Annotated in this window: 10 protein-coding genes; 5 read left to right on the top strand and 5 right to left on the bottom strand. The window is 68.3% G+C overall.

Going from position 1 to position 16,374, the window contains the following annotated elements; all coding sequences use genetic code 11:
• Window positions 1–3: 3 nt before the first annotated feature.
• The 5 genes from AC5Y5Z_RS05405 to AC5Y5Z_RS05385 form a co-directional block, all read right to left on the bottom strand.
• Window positions 4–1,665, bottom strand: coding sequence for a coiled-coil domain-containing protein (locus tag AC5Y5Z_RS05405; RefSeq protein ID WP_499923792.1), 1,662 nt, complete (start codon window positions 1,663–1,665; stop codon window positions 4–6).
• The gene (locus AC5Y5Z_RS05400; protein WP_499923790.1) at window positions 1,662–2,294 is read right to left on the bottom strand and encodes a hypothetical protein; all 633 of its coding nucleotides are present in this window, start codon (window positions 2,292–2,294) and stop codon (window positions 1,662–1,664) included. The genes AC5Y5Z_RS05405 and AC5Y5Z_RS05400 overlap by 4 nt, the downstream gene beginning before the upstream one ends.
• A 66-nt stretch (window positions 2,295–2,360) precedes the next feature.
• A complete protein-coding gene (locus AC5Y5Z_RS05395; RefSeq protein WP_499923788.1) occupies window positions 2,361–4,007 on the bottom strand; it encodes a hypothetical protein in 1,647 nt (548 codons plus the stop codon).
• On the bottom strand, window positions 4,007–5,854 hold the full coding sequence (locus AC5Y5Z_RS05390) for a serine/threonine-protein kinase (RefSeq protein WP_499923786.1): 1,848 nt from the start codon (window positions 5,852–5,854) through the stop codon (window positions 4,007–4,009). Before AC5Y5Z_RS05390 ends, AC5Y5Z_RS05395 begins: the two co-directional genes overlap by 1 nt.
• A complete protein-coding gene (locus AC5Y5Z_RS05385; RefSeq protein ID WP_499923784.1) occupies window positions 5,851–7,707 on the bottom strand; it encodes a serine/threonine-protein kinase in 1,857 nt (618 codons plus the stop codon). The genes AC5Y5Z_RS05390 and AC5Y5Z_RS05385 overlap by 4 nt, the downstream gene beginning before the upstream one ends.
• A 77-nt stretch (window positions 7,708–7,784) precedes the next feature.
• Here AC5Y5Z_RS05385 and AC5Y5Z_RS05380 point away from each other — a divergent pair, with 77 nt between their 5' ends.
• The 5 genes from AC5Y5Z_RS05380 to AC5Y5Z_RS05360 all read left to right on the top strand — a co-directional run bounded on the left by AC5Y5Z_RS05380 (window position 7,785) and on the right by AC5Y5Z_RS05360 (window position 16,371).
• Window positions 7,785–8,222: a type II toxin-antitoxin system Rv0910 family toxin gene (locus AC5Y5Z_RS05380; RefSeq protein ID WP_463825160.1), complete on the top strand. Its 438-nt coding sequence runs from the start codon at window positions 7,785–7,787 to the stop codon at window positions 8,220–8,222.
• Window positions 8,223–8,290: 68 nt separating this feature from the next.
• Entirely contained in the window at window positions 8,291–11,830 is a 3,540-nt protein-coding gene (dnaE, locus tag AC5Y5Z_RS05375) for a DNA polymerase III subunit alpha (RefSeq protein WP_463825161.1), read from the top strand.
• Window positions 11,831–11,966: 136 nt separating this feature from the next.
• A complete protein-coding gene (locus AC5Y5Z_RS05370; RefSeq protein WP_499923782.1) occupies window positions 11,967–13,832 on the top strand; it encodes a lysophospholipid acyltransferase in 1,866 nt (621 codons plus the stop codon).
• Window positions 13,833–14,138: 306 nt separating this feature from the next.
• The gene (locus tag AC5Y5Z_RS05365) at window positions 14,139–15,905 is read left to right on the top strand and encodes an NAD-binding protein (protein ID WP_499923781.1); all 1,767 of its coding nucleotides are present in this window, start codon (window positions 14,139–14,141) and stop codon (window positions 15,903–15,905) included.
• Between the two features lie 28 nt (window positions 15,906–15,933).
• The gene (locus AC5Y5Z_RS05360) at window positions 15,934–16,371 is read left to right on the top strand and encodes a nitroreductase family deazaflavin-dependent oxidoreductase (RefSeq protein WP_463825164.1); all 438 of its coding nucleotides are present in this window, start codon (window positions 15,934–15,936) and stop codon (window positions 16,369–16,371) included.
• Window positions 16,372–16,374 lie beyond the last annotated feature (3 nt).

Raw genomic sequence — 16,374 nt, 5'->3', positions numbered from 1 at the left:
GCGTCAGCCCTGTCGCCACGGGTGGGCGTCCAGCCAGTTGGTGACCGTCGAGATCACCTCGGCGTTCGCGTTCTCGTCCTGCTGGCGTAGCTGGTCGACTAAAACCGAAATGCGTTGCAGCAGAGCACCATAAGCTGCGGCTGCGGCGCCTGCGTACTCTTCTGCCGCCTCGGCCTGCCAGGACGCGGAGTAGTGCGAGGGCAGGTTGTGCAGTTGCTCGGCGAGGTCTCGTGCCTCCGCCTGCGCCGTATCCACCAGGTTGCGCACCGTCTCGACATCCTCGGCCGGGCCCGCTTCCAGAATGCGGTCGAGTTCGCGCACGGTGGCCAGCGCCAACTCGATGGACCTGGTGTGGGCGGCCACCCCCAGCGGGGGCACCGGAAGCGCCAACAGGTTCGCCGCCGCCACACCGGGCTCGCGCACCCGCGCCGCTTCCTGAGCAGCGGCGGCCTGCTCGCGGGCCGCCGCCAGTTCGGTCGCCGAAGTCGCGCGCAACTGCTCGATCTCGCTGTAAGCGCGGGTCACGGCCGCGCCGGCATTCTCGGCCTCGGCGCGGGCACGCGCCACCTCGGCCTGCGCTGCTTCGCGCAGGGCGGCGAGCTGCTGGCCGGCTTGCGCGCGCGCCTCAGTCAACTCTGCGGCCGACGAGGTGCGCACCTGCTCGGTCTCCGCTTTGAGCCGGGTCATCTCGGCCGCGGCGGCGGTGCGGAGCTGCTCGAGCTCTGCCTTGGCCCGGGCCACCTCAGCTTCGGCTGCCCGGTGCGCGGCGGTGATCGCACCGGTGGCCTGCCCGCGGGCCGAGGCGACTTCGGCCGCGGCATCGGCCCGGATCTGGTCGAGTTCGCGGCGCACTTCCTCCAACGCGCGCTCGGCGCTTTCCCGGGCAGTCGCGCGCTCGGCGATGCGCTGCTCAGCACGGGCTTCGGCGGCTGTGGCCCGCTCGTTGGCTGCGGCGATCTCGGCCGCGGCATCGGCGCGCACCCGTTCCAGCTCGGCGCGCACCTGCTCGAACGCCTGGCGCCCGGTCGCCCGGTCCGCGGTGCGCTCTGCGATGCGCTGTTCGGCGCGGCTTTCCGCGGCGGTGACCTGCTCGGTGGCCGTGGCGAGTTCGGCGGCCGTGTCGGCGCGCACCTGAGCAAGTTCGGCGCGTACCTGTTCCAGGGCCCGCTGCGCGGCGGCCCGCTCGGCGGCGCGTTCAGCCTTTGTTGTTTCCAATGTTGTTTCGAAGGCCTGCTGCGCGGCTTGCCGCTCGGCCGCCCACTGCTCTTCCTGCCGCGCGGCCTGGGCCTGCACTTCGCGTGCCCGCTCGCGCGCCGCGGTGGCCACCCGCGCCGATTGTTCAGCCTGCGCCCGGGCCATCGCCACGGCCGCCTCGGCGTCTTTGCGGCCCTGCTGCGCCTCCCGCGCGTGCGCCTCGGCCGCGACCCGCTTGTGGTCGGCCTCGACCAGTCGCATCACCGGCGAGAGCCGCTTGCGTGCCGGGCCGGATCGATTTCGGTGCTCGACGAGGTCGCGCTCGCTCATCGCCGCCAGCGCCAGCAACGCCGCGGGCGGTTGCTGTCCGAGCCGCTCGGCGGCGGCGACCGAATCCGCGGCGGCGCGCAGCGTCAACGCCGCCCACTCCGCGGGGTCGAGATCCTCGATGTGTTGTCGTGTGGTGCTCACCCGTGCCGGCGCCTTCCTTTGCCGGCCGGTTCGATAGCGGCCTCATCGGTGGGTGCCGGGGGCTGGTCGGGGGCGGGGGGCTGGTCAGCGGGCGGGACCGACGGCTGGGATTCCCGGGGCTCGCGGGCAGCCGGCGCGTCCCGTCGCGGCGCAGATTGCCGCGCCGCGAGCTGAGACAGCGGTCCAGCCTGCTGCGCCAACACCAGGGAGAACTGGTTGAGGTACACCGTCACCGACCGGGCCAGCGTCTCGTCCCCGAGGAACTCGGCGTCACGCAGCAGCCCGCGCAGCATCTCCAGTGCCAGCTCGGGCCCCAGACCCAGGGTGGCGTTCTCGTGTGCTGCCGGTTCGATCCCCGCGGTCTCCACCACCCACACCAGCCGTTGCCAGCAGCGGTCCAGGGCCGCGCTGCGCTGCGCGTCTTCGCGAAGCTCCTGATGATGACGGTCACGCTGGTCCTGCTGCAGCGCTTCACGTTTGGCGGCCCGGCGCGCGGCGATGAATGCGATGACCGCCAGAATGATCGCCACCGTCAGGGCAGCCACACCGCCGAATCCCGCCGACGTCAGGAAGTCGCGCGCGGGAGGGAGGGCCCCTTCCGCCACAAAATGACGCTCGTGCAAGCTCATGGCTCGGACCGTATCAAACGGGCCCGGATAAAAATCGCGGCAAAAATCGCGGTGAGAGCGCAGCGGCTATCGGTCCGGCACGATCTTGAGCACCTGTCCGGGTTTCACCAGCTGATCGGACCGGTTCGTGCGCGCCGCGGTCAGCGCGTAGACCGCACCTGCGGAATCCACCGCCACACTCATGGCATGAGAACCCAGCGCCACCTGCACCGGATCGCGTCCGGGCGGCAACTGGAAGAAACCCTTGCCGAAGCCGTCGCCGACGAAGATGTCCCCGGCGTCGTCGAACGCGATGTGATTCGGCTCGATGAGTCCGGGGATGGGCACCACGACGGCAGCGGTGGCGCCGACGGGAAGTTTGAAGACCTGGCCACGTCCGGTACCTCTGATATTCGAGGACACGTAGACGGTGCCGTCTTTGGCGACCGCAATTCCACGGGGCAGATGGAGCCCCTCGAAAGACAAGTCGGTCGGTCGGCTTTGTCCCGGTGCGAGCTTGCGCGCCCCGTACTTCACATTCGGGCCCTCGTCCATGAGTGCACCGACTGCGTAGGTGTTGCCCGCATCGTCGACCGCGATGCCACTGACCGAGGTGAATCCCCGAAACGGCAACCGAATCGGGCTGGATTTGCCCGCCTCCAACAGGTAAACCTGGGCGCCTTCGCTGTAGAAAAGATTGCCGGCCTTATCGACCGCCAGGTCCGTCGCGGAGCGAAAATTCACCCCGGGAATTTCCACCGGGGACGCCGCGCTGGCCCCCGGCGCCAGCTTCCAGAGCTGCAGCGGGCCGGGTTCGAACATGCTGATGCCCGGATGCGGGATCACCGCGGCCAGCGCGTAAATGTTGCCGGAGCCGTCGACAGCGACACTTTTCGTCGGGAACATCTCGGGAAATGGCAGCACAGTCGGCTGCGCCGTGTAGGTGCGCCGCGGCGGGGCGGCCTTGGTGGTGGATGCCGTCGAGTCGTTGCGGTGCACGACCTTGGGGATCACGATTGCGCCGGTCACCACCACGGCGATCACGGCGACGAGGGCGACAGCCGGGCCGATGTAGCGGCGCCGTCGTGGTGGCGGTATCGGCAGCTGCATCGGCCGGGAGTGCGGAAACGATACGGTAGGTGACTGTCCGTACATCGGAATAGGTTGCGGGACATAATTATTGGATGACTGGCCAGGAGGCGGGAGGGTGAACGTGCGGGTGGCCGCCGCGGACGGCGGTGCCGGGTTGCTGTTCGGCGGCGCAGGGGGCGGGATCGGCGGGTGGACGCGCTGCGCGGCAGCGGCGAATTCGCCGGCGCTGCGGTACCTGTTGGCGGGATCGGCTGCCGTTGCGCGCTCGATGACAGCGTCGAACTCAGCCGGGATTCCGGCTCGCCGCTCGACCGGCGTCGCCGGGTCGAACGGTTGCCCTGTCAGGCACTCGTAAAGCACCCCGGCCAGCGCGGCGATGTCGGCGCGGTAGACCGCGTCGGTGTCGGTGACCAGCACCCGGGTCCGGTCTGCCGAGGGCGTCGCTCCGCCGAGGTCGGCCAAATAGGCTGAACCGTCGCGCGCCAGCAGAATGTTGGCGGTGCTGACGTCGCGGTGGATTCTGCGGTGGGCGTGCGCATCGTCGATCGCCGCCGCGACTTGGCCTACCAGGTGCACCGCACGGACCGGATCGAGCGGGCCACCTTGTGCCAGTAGCGATTTCAGATCGCTGGGCTCCGTCATCAGCCCACCGCGGCTTTGAGCAGCCGGTTGTTCTCGGTCACGTAGATGCCGCCCGCCGCATCGATCGCCATACCACCGAAGGACTGATTCTCCGGCGCGAACAGCAGGGTCGGGGACGAGGCACCCGCGGACAGCTTGATCAGCCGACCCATGTTGTCGGCGTTGTCGGCCACGTATACGTCGCCCTTGGCGTCCACCACGACGATTTGCGCCCTGCCCAGCTGTCCGAACGGCAGCTGGGTCGGGTTGCTCTCGCCTAGGGCCAACTTCAGCACCCGGCCCGCCTGCAGGGCGTAGACGTTGCCGGCGCCGTCCGTCGCCACGTCCTCGAAAATGCCGGTACCGAACGGCAGCGTGGTGGGGGTCGCGGCACCCGGCGCGAGCGCCAGCACCCGGTCGTTTGCGGCAACGTAGACAGTCCCCGCAGCATCAGCTGCGACGCCATGGGGAAGCATGCGGCCGAAGGGCAACTCGACCGGATCACCGGCGCCGGGCCCCAATTTCAGAATCCTCCCGGCGCCGTCCCGGGGGACATCGGCGACATAGACGTTGCCGGCTGCGTCCACGCTCACCCGTTTGGGCCGGACCAGTCCGCGAAACGGCACCTCGGCGGGCGCATCGGAGTCGGCGGTCAGCTTGTACACCCTGGGGCTGCTGGTGTCGACGACGTAGATTTCCCCGGCCGGGCCGATCGCCACGCCCGCGAGCTGACCGGTTCCGATAATCGGCAATCGGGTGGCGTTCAGGGCGGGGGCGGCGCTGGTGGACGGCGAGCCGGAGCCGCCGGGCGTCGGCGATGCGCTGGTGGTGGGCGCAGCATGCCGGGTCGTGTCGGGCGTGGCCAAGACCGCGACGACGCCGACAATGGCGGCTACCAGCGCGATCACGCCCACGGCCAGCACTGCACGGCGACGGGGCTTGCGGTGCAACTTCATTGGCGTGCGCGCAGTGGGCGCGCCCGGGTGTGTCCACGGTTGGGTGGGGACCGCGTGCGGCGGAGTCCAGGGCTGCACCGGGGTGCTCAGCGCGTGCTGAGCGGCCGCACCCAGTTCACCGGCGCTGCGAAAGCGAACCTGCGGGTCCTTGGCCATTCCACGCGCGATCACCTCGTCGAAACCGATCGGGATCCCCGGGTGGTCCTGGCTGGGGCGCGGCGGCGGGGAGGTCAGGTGCGCGGCGACCAGAGCGGGTATTTCGGTGCGACTCTCATACGGTGCGGCCCCGGTCAGGCATTCATACAGCACACAGGCCAGTGCATAGATGTCCGCACCCGGCGTGACCTGGCCGGACGCCAGACGTTCCGGTGCCAGGTAGGCGAACGATCCGATGGTGGTGCCCTCGCTGGTGAGCTTGGTGTCGGTGGCGGCATTGGCCAGGCCGAAGTCCACCAGGCAGGCGAAGTCGTCGGGACCGAGCAGAATGTTGGCCGGCTTGACGTCGCGGTGAATCACCGTTTCGGCGTGCGCGGCATCCAGTGCCGCGGCGATCTGCCGCACCACGTGCACCGCCCGGGCCGGGCTGAGCGCGCCGCCACGTTCCAGGGTGCTCTGCAGATCCGTACCGTCGATCAGGCGCATGTCGATGTACAGCTGACCGTTGATCTCCCCGCAGCCGTGAATGGGCACCACGTGCGGGTCGTGCAGCCGTCCGGCGGTGCGGGCCTCCCGGAACAGCCGCTCCCGGAAAGCCGGGTTCTGCGAGTAGCTGCTGGACAGCAACTTCAGCGCCACCACCCGGTGCATGACCGTGTCCTCGGCTTCGTAGACCTCACCGAATCCGCCGCTGCCCAGCAGCTGGCGCAGCTGATACGGGCCGAACCGCGACCCCGGGAGGAAGCTGGCAGTCATTGCGCGGCACCCAATTCGAGGACTTTGCCGGTCGCGCAGTCGTCGCCGCGGTGACAGTCGACGACGAACAGATCGCCGGCGTCGTCCACGGCGATACCGAACGGGTAGTTGAGGGTGGGAAAGGCGACCTGGGTGGCAGTGCTCGCACCGCTGGCCAACTTGAAGACCCCGCGGCCGTCGATGTCGGTGACGTAGACGTTGCCGTTCTTGTCCACAGCCACACCGTACGGTTGCTGCAGGCCGGGAAACGGCAGTTCGGCGGGGGTGTCGGCACCGGCAGCCAGCTTCAACACCCGCCGCTCCTCCACATCGGCGATGTAAAGGTTCCCGGTGCTGTCCACCGCGATTCCGGCTGGCATGTTCAGCGGTGTGGTCGGCATCAGGGCGGTGGCACTCGTCGCGCCGGGGGCCAGCTTCAGCACCTGCCGAAGCGTGGCGTCGGTGACATAGACGGTGCCGTCGGCGCCGACCGCCACCCCGACCGGTCTGCCCAGGTGCCCGAACGTCAGCGGAGCAGGCCCACGACCGCCCGCCGCCAACTTCCACACCGCGGATGCGTGGAAGTCGGCGACGTAGACCGCACCCGCCGGGTCCACCGCGACCCCCTCGCCGTACAGCTCACCGAACGGTAGCTCGGTAGGCGAGGGCTGGCCGGGGGGCAACCTCAGCACCCGGCCATTGGGGGAGTGGCTGCTCAGCTCGACCGCGTAGACGCTGCCGTCGTGACCGACGGCCACCCCGCGGGCCTGCACCAGGTCCGGGAATTTCAGCACCGTCGGGACCGTCGAGGACGGCCGCGGCGTGCTGGTCGCCGCGCGCCCGGTGGCAGCATCCCGGCGCGTGACAACAACGACGGCCGCCGCGGCCGCCACCGCGACGATGATGGCCGCCGCGACGGCAATCACCCTGCGACGGCGCGGTTTTCGGCGCTCGGGTGGCACCCACGGCGGTGGCGCGGCCGGCACGGGCGGGGGCAGCGGCACCGGCGGCGGCGCGGTGGTCCACTCGCGGGTGGTCGCGGCCGGACCCAGTGCGTTGTGCGCGGCGGCGGCCAGCTGACCCGCGCTGGAATAACGGTCGTCGGGATGCTTGGCCATGCCCCGCGCGATGACCTCGTCGAACCCGGCGGGGATGCCGGCCCGCTGCTGGCTGGGCCGCGGGATCGGGGCGGTCAGCTGGGCGTTGATCAGCGCGGTCAGATCCTGGTGCTGGGCAAACGGTGGTGCCCCGGTCAGTAGTTCATAGAGCACGCACGCCAGCGAGTACACGTCGCAGCGCGGGTCGATCACTGGATTCTCGCAAAGCCGTTCCGGAGCAACGTAATCGAACGTGCCGACCGCCTTTCCGGTACCGGTCAGCCGGGCGTCGCCGGCCGCGCTGGCCAGGCCGAAGTCGACCAGGCTGGCGAAGTCGTCACCGGAGAGCAGGATGTTCGCCGGTTTGACGTCGCGGTGTAACACCGTCTCGGCGTGCGCGGCGTCCAGGGCTGCCGCGACCTGGCGCACCAGATTCACTGCCCGCGCCGGCGGGAGCGGGCCGTCCCGGCGCAGCACGGTGTCCAGATCCACGCCGCGCACCAGTCGCATGTCGATGTAGACCTGGCCGTCGATCTCGCCGCAACCGTGGATCGGCAGCACGTGTGGTTCCCGCAGCCGGCCGGCGGTGCGGGCCTCCCGGAACAGCCGCTCGCGGAACACCGGGTTTTGCGAATAGGTGCTGCTCAGCAGCTTCAACGCCACCACGCGGTGCATGGCGGTGTCCTCAGCTTCGTACACCTCGCCGTAACCGCCGGCACCCAGCAGCCGCACCAACCGATACGGCCCGAACTGCGACCCCGCCCGATTCTCGACCACCGACCTGCCCTCCGCTTCGCCGCTGAGCGTATCCGGGGTGGAGGGCCGCCGGTCGCGCTGGCGTTACGCTCACCGCTATGGCATCCGTTGACCTGACCCTGGACGTACCGATGACCCCGCAGGAAATGTGGGAGCACGTCTCGGACCTGTCGACCCTGGGCGACTGGCTGGTCTTGCACGAGGGCTGGCGCAGCGAGTTGCCCGACGTCGACGACATCACCGAAGGCACGCAGGTGGTGGGCGTCGCGCGCTCCAAAGGCCTGCGCAACCGGGTGACCTGGACGATCACCAAGTGGGATCCGCCGCACAAGGTCGCGATGGCCGGGGACGGCAAGGGCGGAGCAAAGTACAAGGTCACGCTGACGGTGACGCAATCCAAGGACGGCGCCACCCTTGGCCTGTCCGTTGACCTGGGCGGCCCCGCGCTGTTCGGTCCGATCGGCAAAGTCGCGGCCCGCGCGGCCAAGGGTGACGTGCAAAAGTCGCTCGACAACTTCGTCGAGTTGTACGGCTGAAACAGGCCAAGACACGTGCTGCGACACGCCGGGACCGTGTCGGTGCGCGGTCATAGACTTGCCTCCCTATGAGTGAGTCGTCGTTCGTGCACCTGCACAACCACACCGAGTATTCGATGCTCGACGGTGCCGCGAAGATCTCCCCGATGTTCGCTGAGGCCGCCCGGCTGGGCATGCCCGCGATCGGCATGACCGACCACGGAAACATGTTCGGCGCCAGCGAGTTCTACAATTCGGCGTGCAAGGCCGGGATCAAGCCGATCATTGGGGTCGAGGCCTACATCGCGCCCGGCTCGCGCTTTGACACCCGTCGCATCACCTGGGGCGATCCCGGGCAGAAGGGCGACGACGTATCCGGCAGCGGGTCCTACACCCACATGACGATGATGGCCGAGAACGCGACCGGCCTGCGCAACCTGTTCAAGCTGTCGTCCCTGGCGTCGTTTGAAGGCCAGCTGGGCAAATGGTCGCGCATGGACGCCGAACTCATCGCCGAGCATGCCGAGGGCATCATCGCCACCACCGGTTGCCCGTCCGGCGAGGTGCAGACCCGGTTGCGGCTGGGCCATGACCGCGAAGCGCTGGAGTCCGCCGCCAAGTGGCGCGAGATCTTCGGCGCGGACAACTTCTTCCTCGAGCTGATGGACCACGGAATCTCGATCGAACAGCGGGTCCGGCAAGGTCTGCTCGACATCGGCCGTCAGCTCGGTATCCCGCCCCTGGCCACCAACGACTGCCACTACGTCACCCGTGACGCCGCGCACAACCACGAGGCGCTGCTGTGCGTGCAAACCGGCAAGACGCTCTCGGACCCCAACCGGTTCAAGTTCGACGGCGACGGCTACTACCTCAAGTCCGCCGCCGACATGCGCCGACTCTGGGACGACGAGGTGCCCGGGGCCTGCGACTCCACCCTGCTGATCGCCGAACGGGTCCAGTCCTACGCCGACGTGTGGACGCCGCGGGACCGGATGCCGGTCTTCCCGGTGCCCGAGGGGCACGACCAGGCGTCGTGGCTGCGCCACGAGGTGATGGCCGGCCTGCAGCGGCGCTTCCCGGCCGGCGTGGGCCAGGACTACCTCGACCGGGCCGACTACGAGATCAAAGTCATCTGCGACAAGGGCTTTCCGGCTTACTTCCTGATCGTCGCGGACCTGATCAACTACGCGCGGTCGGTCGACATCCGGGTCGGGCCGGGCCGTGGTTCGGCGGCGGGTTCGCTGGTCGCCTACGCGATGGGCATCACCAACATCGACCCCATCCCGCACGGTCTGCTGTTCGAGCGGTTCCTCAACCCCGAGCGCCCGTCGGCGCCGGACATCGACATCGACTTCGACGACCGGCGGCGCGGTGAGATGGTGCGCTACGCCGCCGACAAGTGGGGTCAGGACCGGGTCGCCCAGGTCATCACCTTCGGCACCATCAAAACCAAAGCGGCGCTCAAGGATTCGGCGCGAATCCACTACGGGCAGCCCGGATTCGCGATCGCCGACCGGATCACCAAGGCACTGCCGCCGCCCATCATGGCCAAGGACATCCCGCTGTCGGGCATCACCGACCCGGCCCACGAGCGGTACAAGGAGGCCGCTGAGGTCCGCAGCCTGATCGAGACCGACCCCGACGTGCGCACCATCTACCAGACGGCGCGCGGCCTGGAGGGGCTGATCCGCAACGCCGGGGTGCACGCGTGCGCGGTGATCATGAGCAGCGAGCCGCTGACCGAGGCGATTCCGCTGTGGAAGCGACCGCAGGACGGCGCCATCATCACCGGCTGGGATTACCCGTCGTGCGAGGCCATCGGCCTGCTGAAGATGGACTTCCTGGGCCTGCGCAACCTGACGATCATCGGCGACGCGATCGAGAACATCAAGGCCAACCGGGGCATCGACCTCGACCTGGAAACGCTGCCGCTGGACGACAAGCTGACCTACGAACTGCTGGGCCGCGGCGACACGCTCGGCGTGTTCCAGCTCGACGGCGGCCCGATGCGCGACCTGCTGCGCCGCATGCAGCCCACCGAGTTCAACGACATCGTCGCGGTACTGGCGCTGTACCGCCCCGGACCGATGGGCATGAACGCGCACAACGACTACGCCGACCGCAAGAACAATCGGCAGGCGATCAAACCGATCCATCCCGAGCTCGAGGAACCGTTACGCGAAATCCTCTCCGAGACTTACGGTTTGATCGTCTACCAAGAGCAGATCATGTTCATCGCCCAGAAGGTCGCCTCCTACACGATGGGCAAGGCCGACGCGCTGCGCAAAGCGATGGGCAAGAAGAAACTCGAGGTGCTCGAGGCCGAGTACAAGGGTTTCTACGAAGGCATGACCGCCAACGGTTTCTCCGAAAAAGCGGTGAAAGCGTTGTGGGACACCATCCTTCCGTTCGCCGGGTATGCCTTCAACAAGTCGCACGCCGCCGGCTACGGATTGGTCTCCTACTGGACCGCTTATCTCAAGGCCAACTATCCCGCCGAATACATGGCGGGTCTGCTCACCTCCGTCGGCGACGACAAGGACAAGGCCGCGGTCTACCTCGCCGACTGCCGCCGGTTGGGCATCACCGTGCTGCCGCCCGACGTCAACGAGTCGCTGGTGAACTTCGCCTCGGTCGGCAAGGACATCCGCTTCGGGATGGGCGCGGTGCGCAATGTCGGCGCCAACGTCGTCGGCTCACTGATCAAGACCCGCAACGAGAAGGGGAAATACACCGACTTCTCGGACTACCTGAACAAGATCGACATCTCGGCCTGCAACAAGAAGGTCACCGAGTCGCTGATCAAGGCCGGCGCGTTCGATTCGCTCGGGCATGCCCGCAAGGGCCTTTTCCTGGTGCACACCGACGCCGTCGACAGTGTGCTGGGCACCAAGAAGGCCGAGGCGATGGGCCAGTTCGACCTGTTCGGCGGCGCCGACGGCGACGGTGCCGGCGACGCCGTCTTCGCCATCAAAGTGCCCGACGACGAATGGGAAGACAAACACAAGCTCGCGCTGGAGCGCGAAATGCTGGGGCTCTACGTGTCCGGCCACCCGCTCAACGGGGTGGCGCACCTGCTGGCCACCCAGGTCGACACCGCGATCCCGGCGATCCTGGACGGCGACGTCCCCAACGACGCGCAGGTGCGGGTCGGCGGCATCCTGGCGTCGGTGAACCGACGGGTGAACAAGAACGGAATGCCCTGGGCATCAGCACAATTGGAGGACCTGACCGGCGGTATCGAGGTGATGTTCTTCCCGCACACATACTCTAACTTCGGCGCCGAGATCGCCGACGACGTGGTGGTGCTGGTCAGCGGCAAGGTCGCGGTGCGTGACGACCGGATCAGCCTGATCGCCAACGAGCTGGTGGTGCCCGACTTCTCGAACGCCCAACCGAACCGGCCGCTGGCGGTGAGCCTGCCGACCCGGCAGTGCACGGTGGACAAGGTCAGCGCGCTCAAGCAGGTGCTGACCCGCCACCCCGGCACCTCGCAGGTGCATCTGCGGTTGATCAGTGGCGAGCGGATCACCACGCTGGAACTGGACCAGTCGCTGCGGGTGACGCCGTCGCCGGCGTTGATGGGGGACCTCAAGGAGTTGCTCGGCCCCGGTTGCCTGGGTGGTTAGACCGACCCCGGGACACGCCTTGACGCGTCGCGGGATACGGACTCGGCGGGATGATTGAGCCCCTATTTGGCGGGCCACGGACGTACGCTCACCGTTATGACCGCGCCGCAACCGGCCTGACAGCGAGGGAGTAAGAGTGTCTGCACGCGAAGTCGGTCGCAGCGGGGTGCGAAAGCTGTTGCAGCGCACCGGGCTTGTCGACGAAGCCACGACGCCGCTGGCGACCGACCCGGACGCGGTTACCCAGCTGTTGGATGCGCAGTGGTTCGGCGAGCGGCTCGACGCGCTGGCCGGCGAGCTGGGCCGCGACCCGGAGAGCGTGCGGGTGGAGGCCGCGGGTTACCTGCGCGAAGTGGCGGCGTCCCTGGACGAGCGCGCGGTGCAGGCCTGGCGGGGATTCAGCCGCTGGCTGATGCGGGCCTACGACGTGCTGGTCGACGAGGACCAGATAGCGCAGCTGCGCGCTCTGGACCGCAAGGCCACGTTGGCGTTCGCGTTCTCGCACCGCTCCTACCTGGACGGCATGCTGCTGCCGGAGGAGATCGCGGCCAACCGGTTGTCGTCGGCCTTCACCTTCGGCGGCGCCAACCTCAACTTCTTCCCGATGGGCGGCTTCGCCAAGCGCACCGGCACCATCTTCATCCGCCGGCAGACCAAGGACATTCCGGTCTACCGGTTCGTCCTGCGGGCCTACACCGCGCAGCTGGTGCAGAACCACACCAACCTCACCTGGTCGATCGAAGGTGGACGCACCCGCACCGGCAAGTTGCGCCCGCCGGTGTTCGGCATCCTGCGCTATCTCACCGACGCCGTCGACGAAATCGACGGACCCGAAGTGTATTTGGTGCCGACGTCGATCGTGTACGACCAGCTGCACGAGGTCGAAGCGATGACCACCGAGGCCTACGGCGCGGCGAAACGTCCCGAGGACTTCCGGTTCCTGGTCCGGCTGTCCCGCCAGCAGGGCGAACGACTGGGCCGGGCCTATCTCGACTTCGGCGAACCGTTGCCGTTGCGCAAGCGCCTCGAGGAGCTGCGGGCGGACCCGTCGGGCACGGGCACCGTCGTGGAACGTATCGCGCTGGACGTCGAACACCGGATCAACCGCGCCACCCCGGTCACACCGACTGCGGTGGTGAGCCTGGCCCTGCTGGGCGCGGACCGTTCGCTGTCGATCAGCGAGGTACTCGCCACGGTTCGGCCGTTGGCGAGCTACATCGCCGCCCGTGAATGGGCGGTGGCCGGGGCGGCGGACCTGACCAACAAGTCGACGATCCGCTGGACCCTGCACCAGATGGTGGCTTCCGGCGTGGTCAGCGTGTACGACGCCGGCACCGAGGCGGTGTGGGGGATCGGCGCCGACCAGCACCTGGTCGCGGCGTTCTACCGCAACACCGCCATCCACATCCTGGTCGACCGGGCCATCGCCGAGCTGGCGTTGCTGGCGGCTTCGGAATGCCCGACCGAGGGCACGGTTTCGCCGGCATCTGTCCGCGACGAGGCGCTGCAACTGCGCGAGCTGCTGAAGTTCGAGTTCCTGTTCTCGGCGCGCGCGCAGTTCGAGATGGAACTCGCCGCCGAAGTGCGCCTGATCGGCCCGGTCGAAGACACCACCAAAGCGGTCAGCGCCGCCGAGGTACGGCACTTGCTGGAGTCGGCGGATCTGCTGTTGGCGCACCTGGTGCTGCGCCCGTTCCTGGACGCCTATCACATCGTCGCCGATCGGTTGGCCGCCCTCGAAGACGAAGCACTGGACGAGGATGCGTTTTTGACCGAATGCCTGGAGGTGGGCAAGCAGTGGGAACTGCAGCGCCGCATCGCCAACGCCGAGTCCCGGTCGATGGAGCTGTTCAAGACCGCACTGCGGCTGGCGCGGCATCGGGAGCTGGTGGACGGTCCCGACCAGGCCGACCTGGCCAAGCGACGCCGGGAGTTCGCCGACGAGATCGCCACTGCGACCCGGCGGGTCAACGTGATCGCCGAACTGGCCCGGACGCGCTGATCGTCCTGCGCTCTCGTCAGCAAGGTGGCAGGGAACCCGCAGGCGATCCCCAGTTGGCGGTGAGTCGTGCGTCGAGCTATCGAATGGTGCTGCGGTGCAAAGTAATTGAGCAGGCAAACCCGACGAGCGCCGGAACTGTCCGCGGGGAATCCCGCTGGTAGTCTCGCGGCAACAGCAGTGGTGAAAGCCGCCAGTAGCACATGAACGGCAAAAGCTAACGCCTGCAGCGTAATCGAAGCGGAGCCACTCGGATCTCGGTATATCTCGCGCGACGATGAGCCAGGCCGGCGCGTCGAGGAGGTTCCCATGCACGAGCTCGTGATCGTCAGCGGCGACGACGCGCTGGCTACGACGGTCATCGACGAACTGGTACGCGCGGGTGCCAGCGTCGTGCGGCTCAGCGCTGCAGATCTGGCCGGTAAGCAGGTCAACGGTGAACTGGCCAGGGCCGGAATTGCGACGGCCACCGCCGTGGTCTGTGCAGGTGACGACGACGCGATCAATCTGGAAATCGCGCTGCTGGCCCGCCGGGCCAATCCCGACGTACGCGTGGTGGCCCGGCTGACCAACGACGTGCTGCGCGAAGCGGTGGCCGCCGACGAGGGGCCGAGCGCGATCTTCGACGTCGCGACCCTCACCGCACCCGCGGTCGTGGAAGCGTGCCTGGCGCGCACCACACATCCCCTGCAGGTGGCCGGTATCGACTTCGTTGTGTTCGGCGCCGACGCGACCCGGGACGCGACCATCCGCGACATCTTCGGGCAGTTGGCGCCCGTCGCCGTCGTCCGCGGCGAGAACAGTTGCACCCCGGGCGATGTCGTGGCCTGCCCGGGCCGCGACTTGACGGTGCGTGCCGGCGACTGGATGTCGATGATCGGCACCCGGGACGATGCGGCCGCCTACGGCATCCGGGCGCCTCGGACCGAGACGACACGTACCCGCCCGTCGCGCCTACGGCGGTCGCTGGCGTCGCTGCGCGCTCTGCCCAGCGACGTCAACCCGGCGTTCTACCCGGTGATCGCGGCGCTGGTCTGCTTGATCGCCGGGTCGACGACGCTGTTGCACTTCTCCTACACCCATCCCGGAATGTCGTGGGTCGACGCGTTCTACTTCACCAACGAGACCATCACCACCACGGGCTACGGGGACTTCAGCTTCGCGCAGCAGCCCACCTGGTTGCGGATCTTCGCCGCCATGTTGATGTTGGGCGGCGTGACGACCACCGCGTTGCTGGTCGCGTTCGTCGCCGATGTGCTGCTGTCGCGCCGCTTCGTGATGGCGTCCGGGCGGCCGCGGGCCCGGCATCTGCGCAGCCACGTCATCGTCGTCGGGTTGAGCGGGCTCGGGATGCGGGTGGTCAGCGACCTCACCGCGGCCGGTCACGACGTCGCGGTGATCGAACGCGACCCCGGTAACCCGTATCTGTCGGCGATGAACGAACTCGACGTGCCCGTCATCTTCGGCGACGCCACCATGCCGAAGGTCCTGGCTGCGGCGCGTGCTGATCGCGCCCGTGCGGTGGCGGTGTTGACCCGCAGTGACATGATCAACATCGAGACCGGGATTGTGCTGCGCGGGTTGTTCGGCTCGCAGGGGGAGGGCGGGCGAAACCGCTGGGGCCGAGTACCTTTGGTGCTCCGCGTCTACGACCACGAGCTCGGGTCTGCGGTGGCGCAGCGTTTCGGTTTCGAAAACGTCAGATCCACCGTCGAAATGGCGGTGCCGTGGTTCGTCGGCGCAGCGATCGGCCTGCAGGTGCTGGGCACGTTCTCGGTCGGCAACCGGTCGTTTCTGGTCGGCGGAATGCACGTGCAGCCGGGCAGCGAACTCGACGGTCAGCAGATGTTCGAGATGTCGAACCAGATCCGCGTCATTGCGATCACCCGGGACGACGCAGCGGCGCAACTGTTGCCGCGCCGCGACGCCCGGCTCATCGCCGGCGACACCGTGTACCTGGTGGGGCCCTACCGGGAACTGCTGGCCACCCTGCGCAAGGGGCAACCCGATCGAGTCGCTGCCGCGGCGCGACCGGCGACCCGTGCCGAGATGGCCGGGGTGCGCAGTCTGCGGTGACGGTCGGGCGCGGGCCTAGAGTGGGTGCATGCCGTTAGAAGGTGAATACGAACCCAGCCCCTGGGATTGGTCCCGCGAGCAGGCCGACAAGATCGCCGAATCCGGCGGAACCGAAGGCACCGAACTCAAGGGCATGAAAGTCGTCCTGCTGACCACGGTCGGCGCCAAGACCGGCAAGCTGCGCAAGACTCCGCTGATGCGCGTCGAGCACGACGGCGAGTACGCGATCGTCGCCTCGCTCGGCGGCGCCCCGAAGAACCCGGTTTGGTACTACAACGTCAAGAAGAACCCCCGGGTCGAGTTGCAGGACGGCACCGTTACGCGCGACTACGACGCCCGCGAGGTTTTCGACGACGAGAAGGCCGTCTGGTGGGAGCGTGCCGTCGCGGCGTACCCGGACTACGCGGACTACCAGACCAAGACCGACCGCCAGATTCCGGTGTTTGTGCTCACCCCGGTGAACTGAGCT

Source organism: Mycobacterium sp. NGS29, assembly GCF_059812965.1.
Note: the sequence above shows the minus strand (reverse complement) of the source record. Positions and strands in the feature narration are given on the sequence as shown.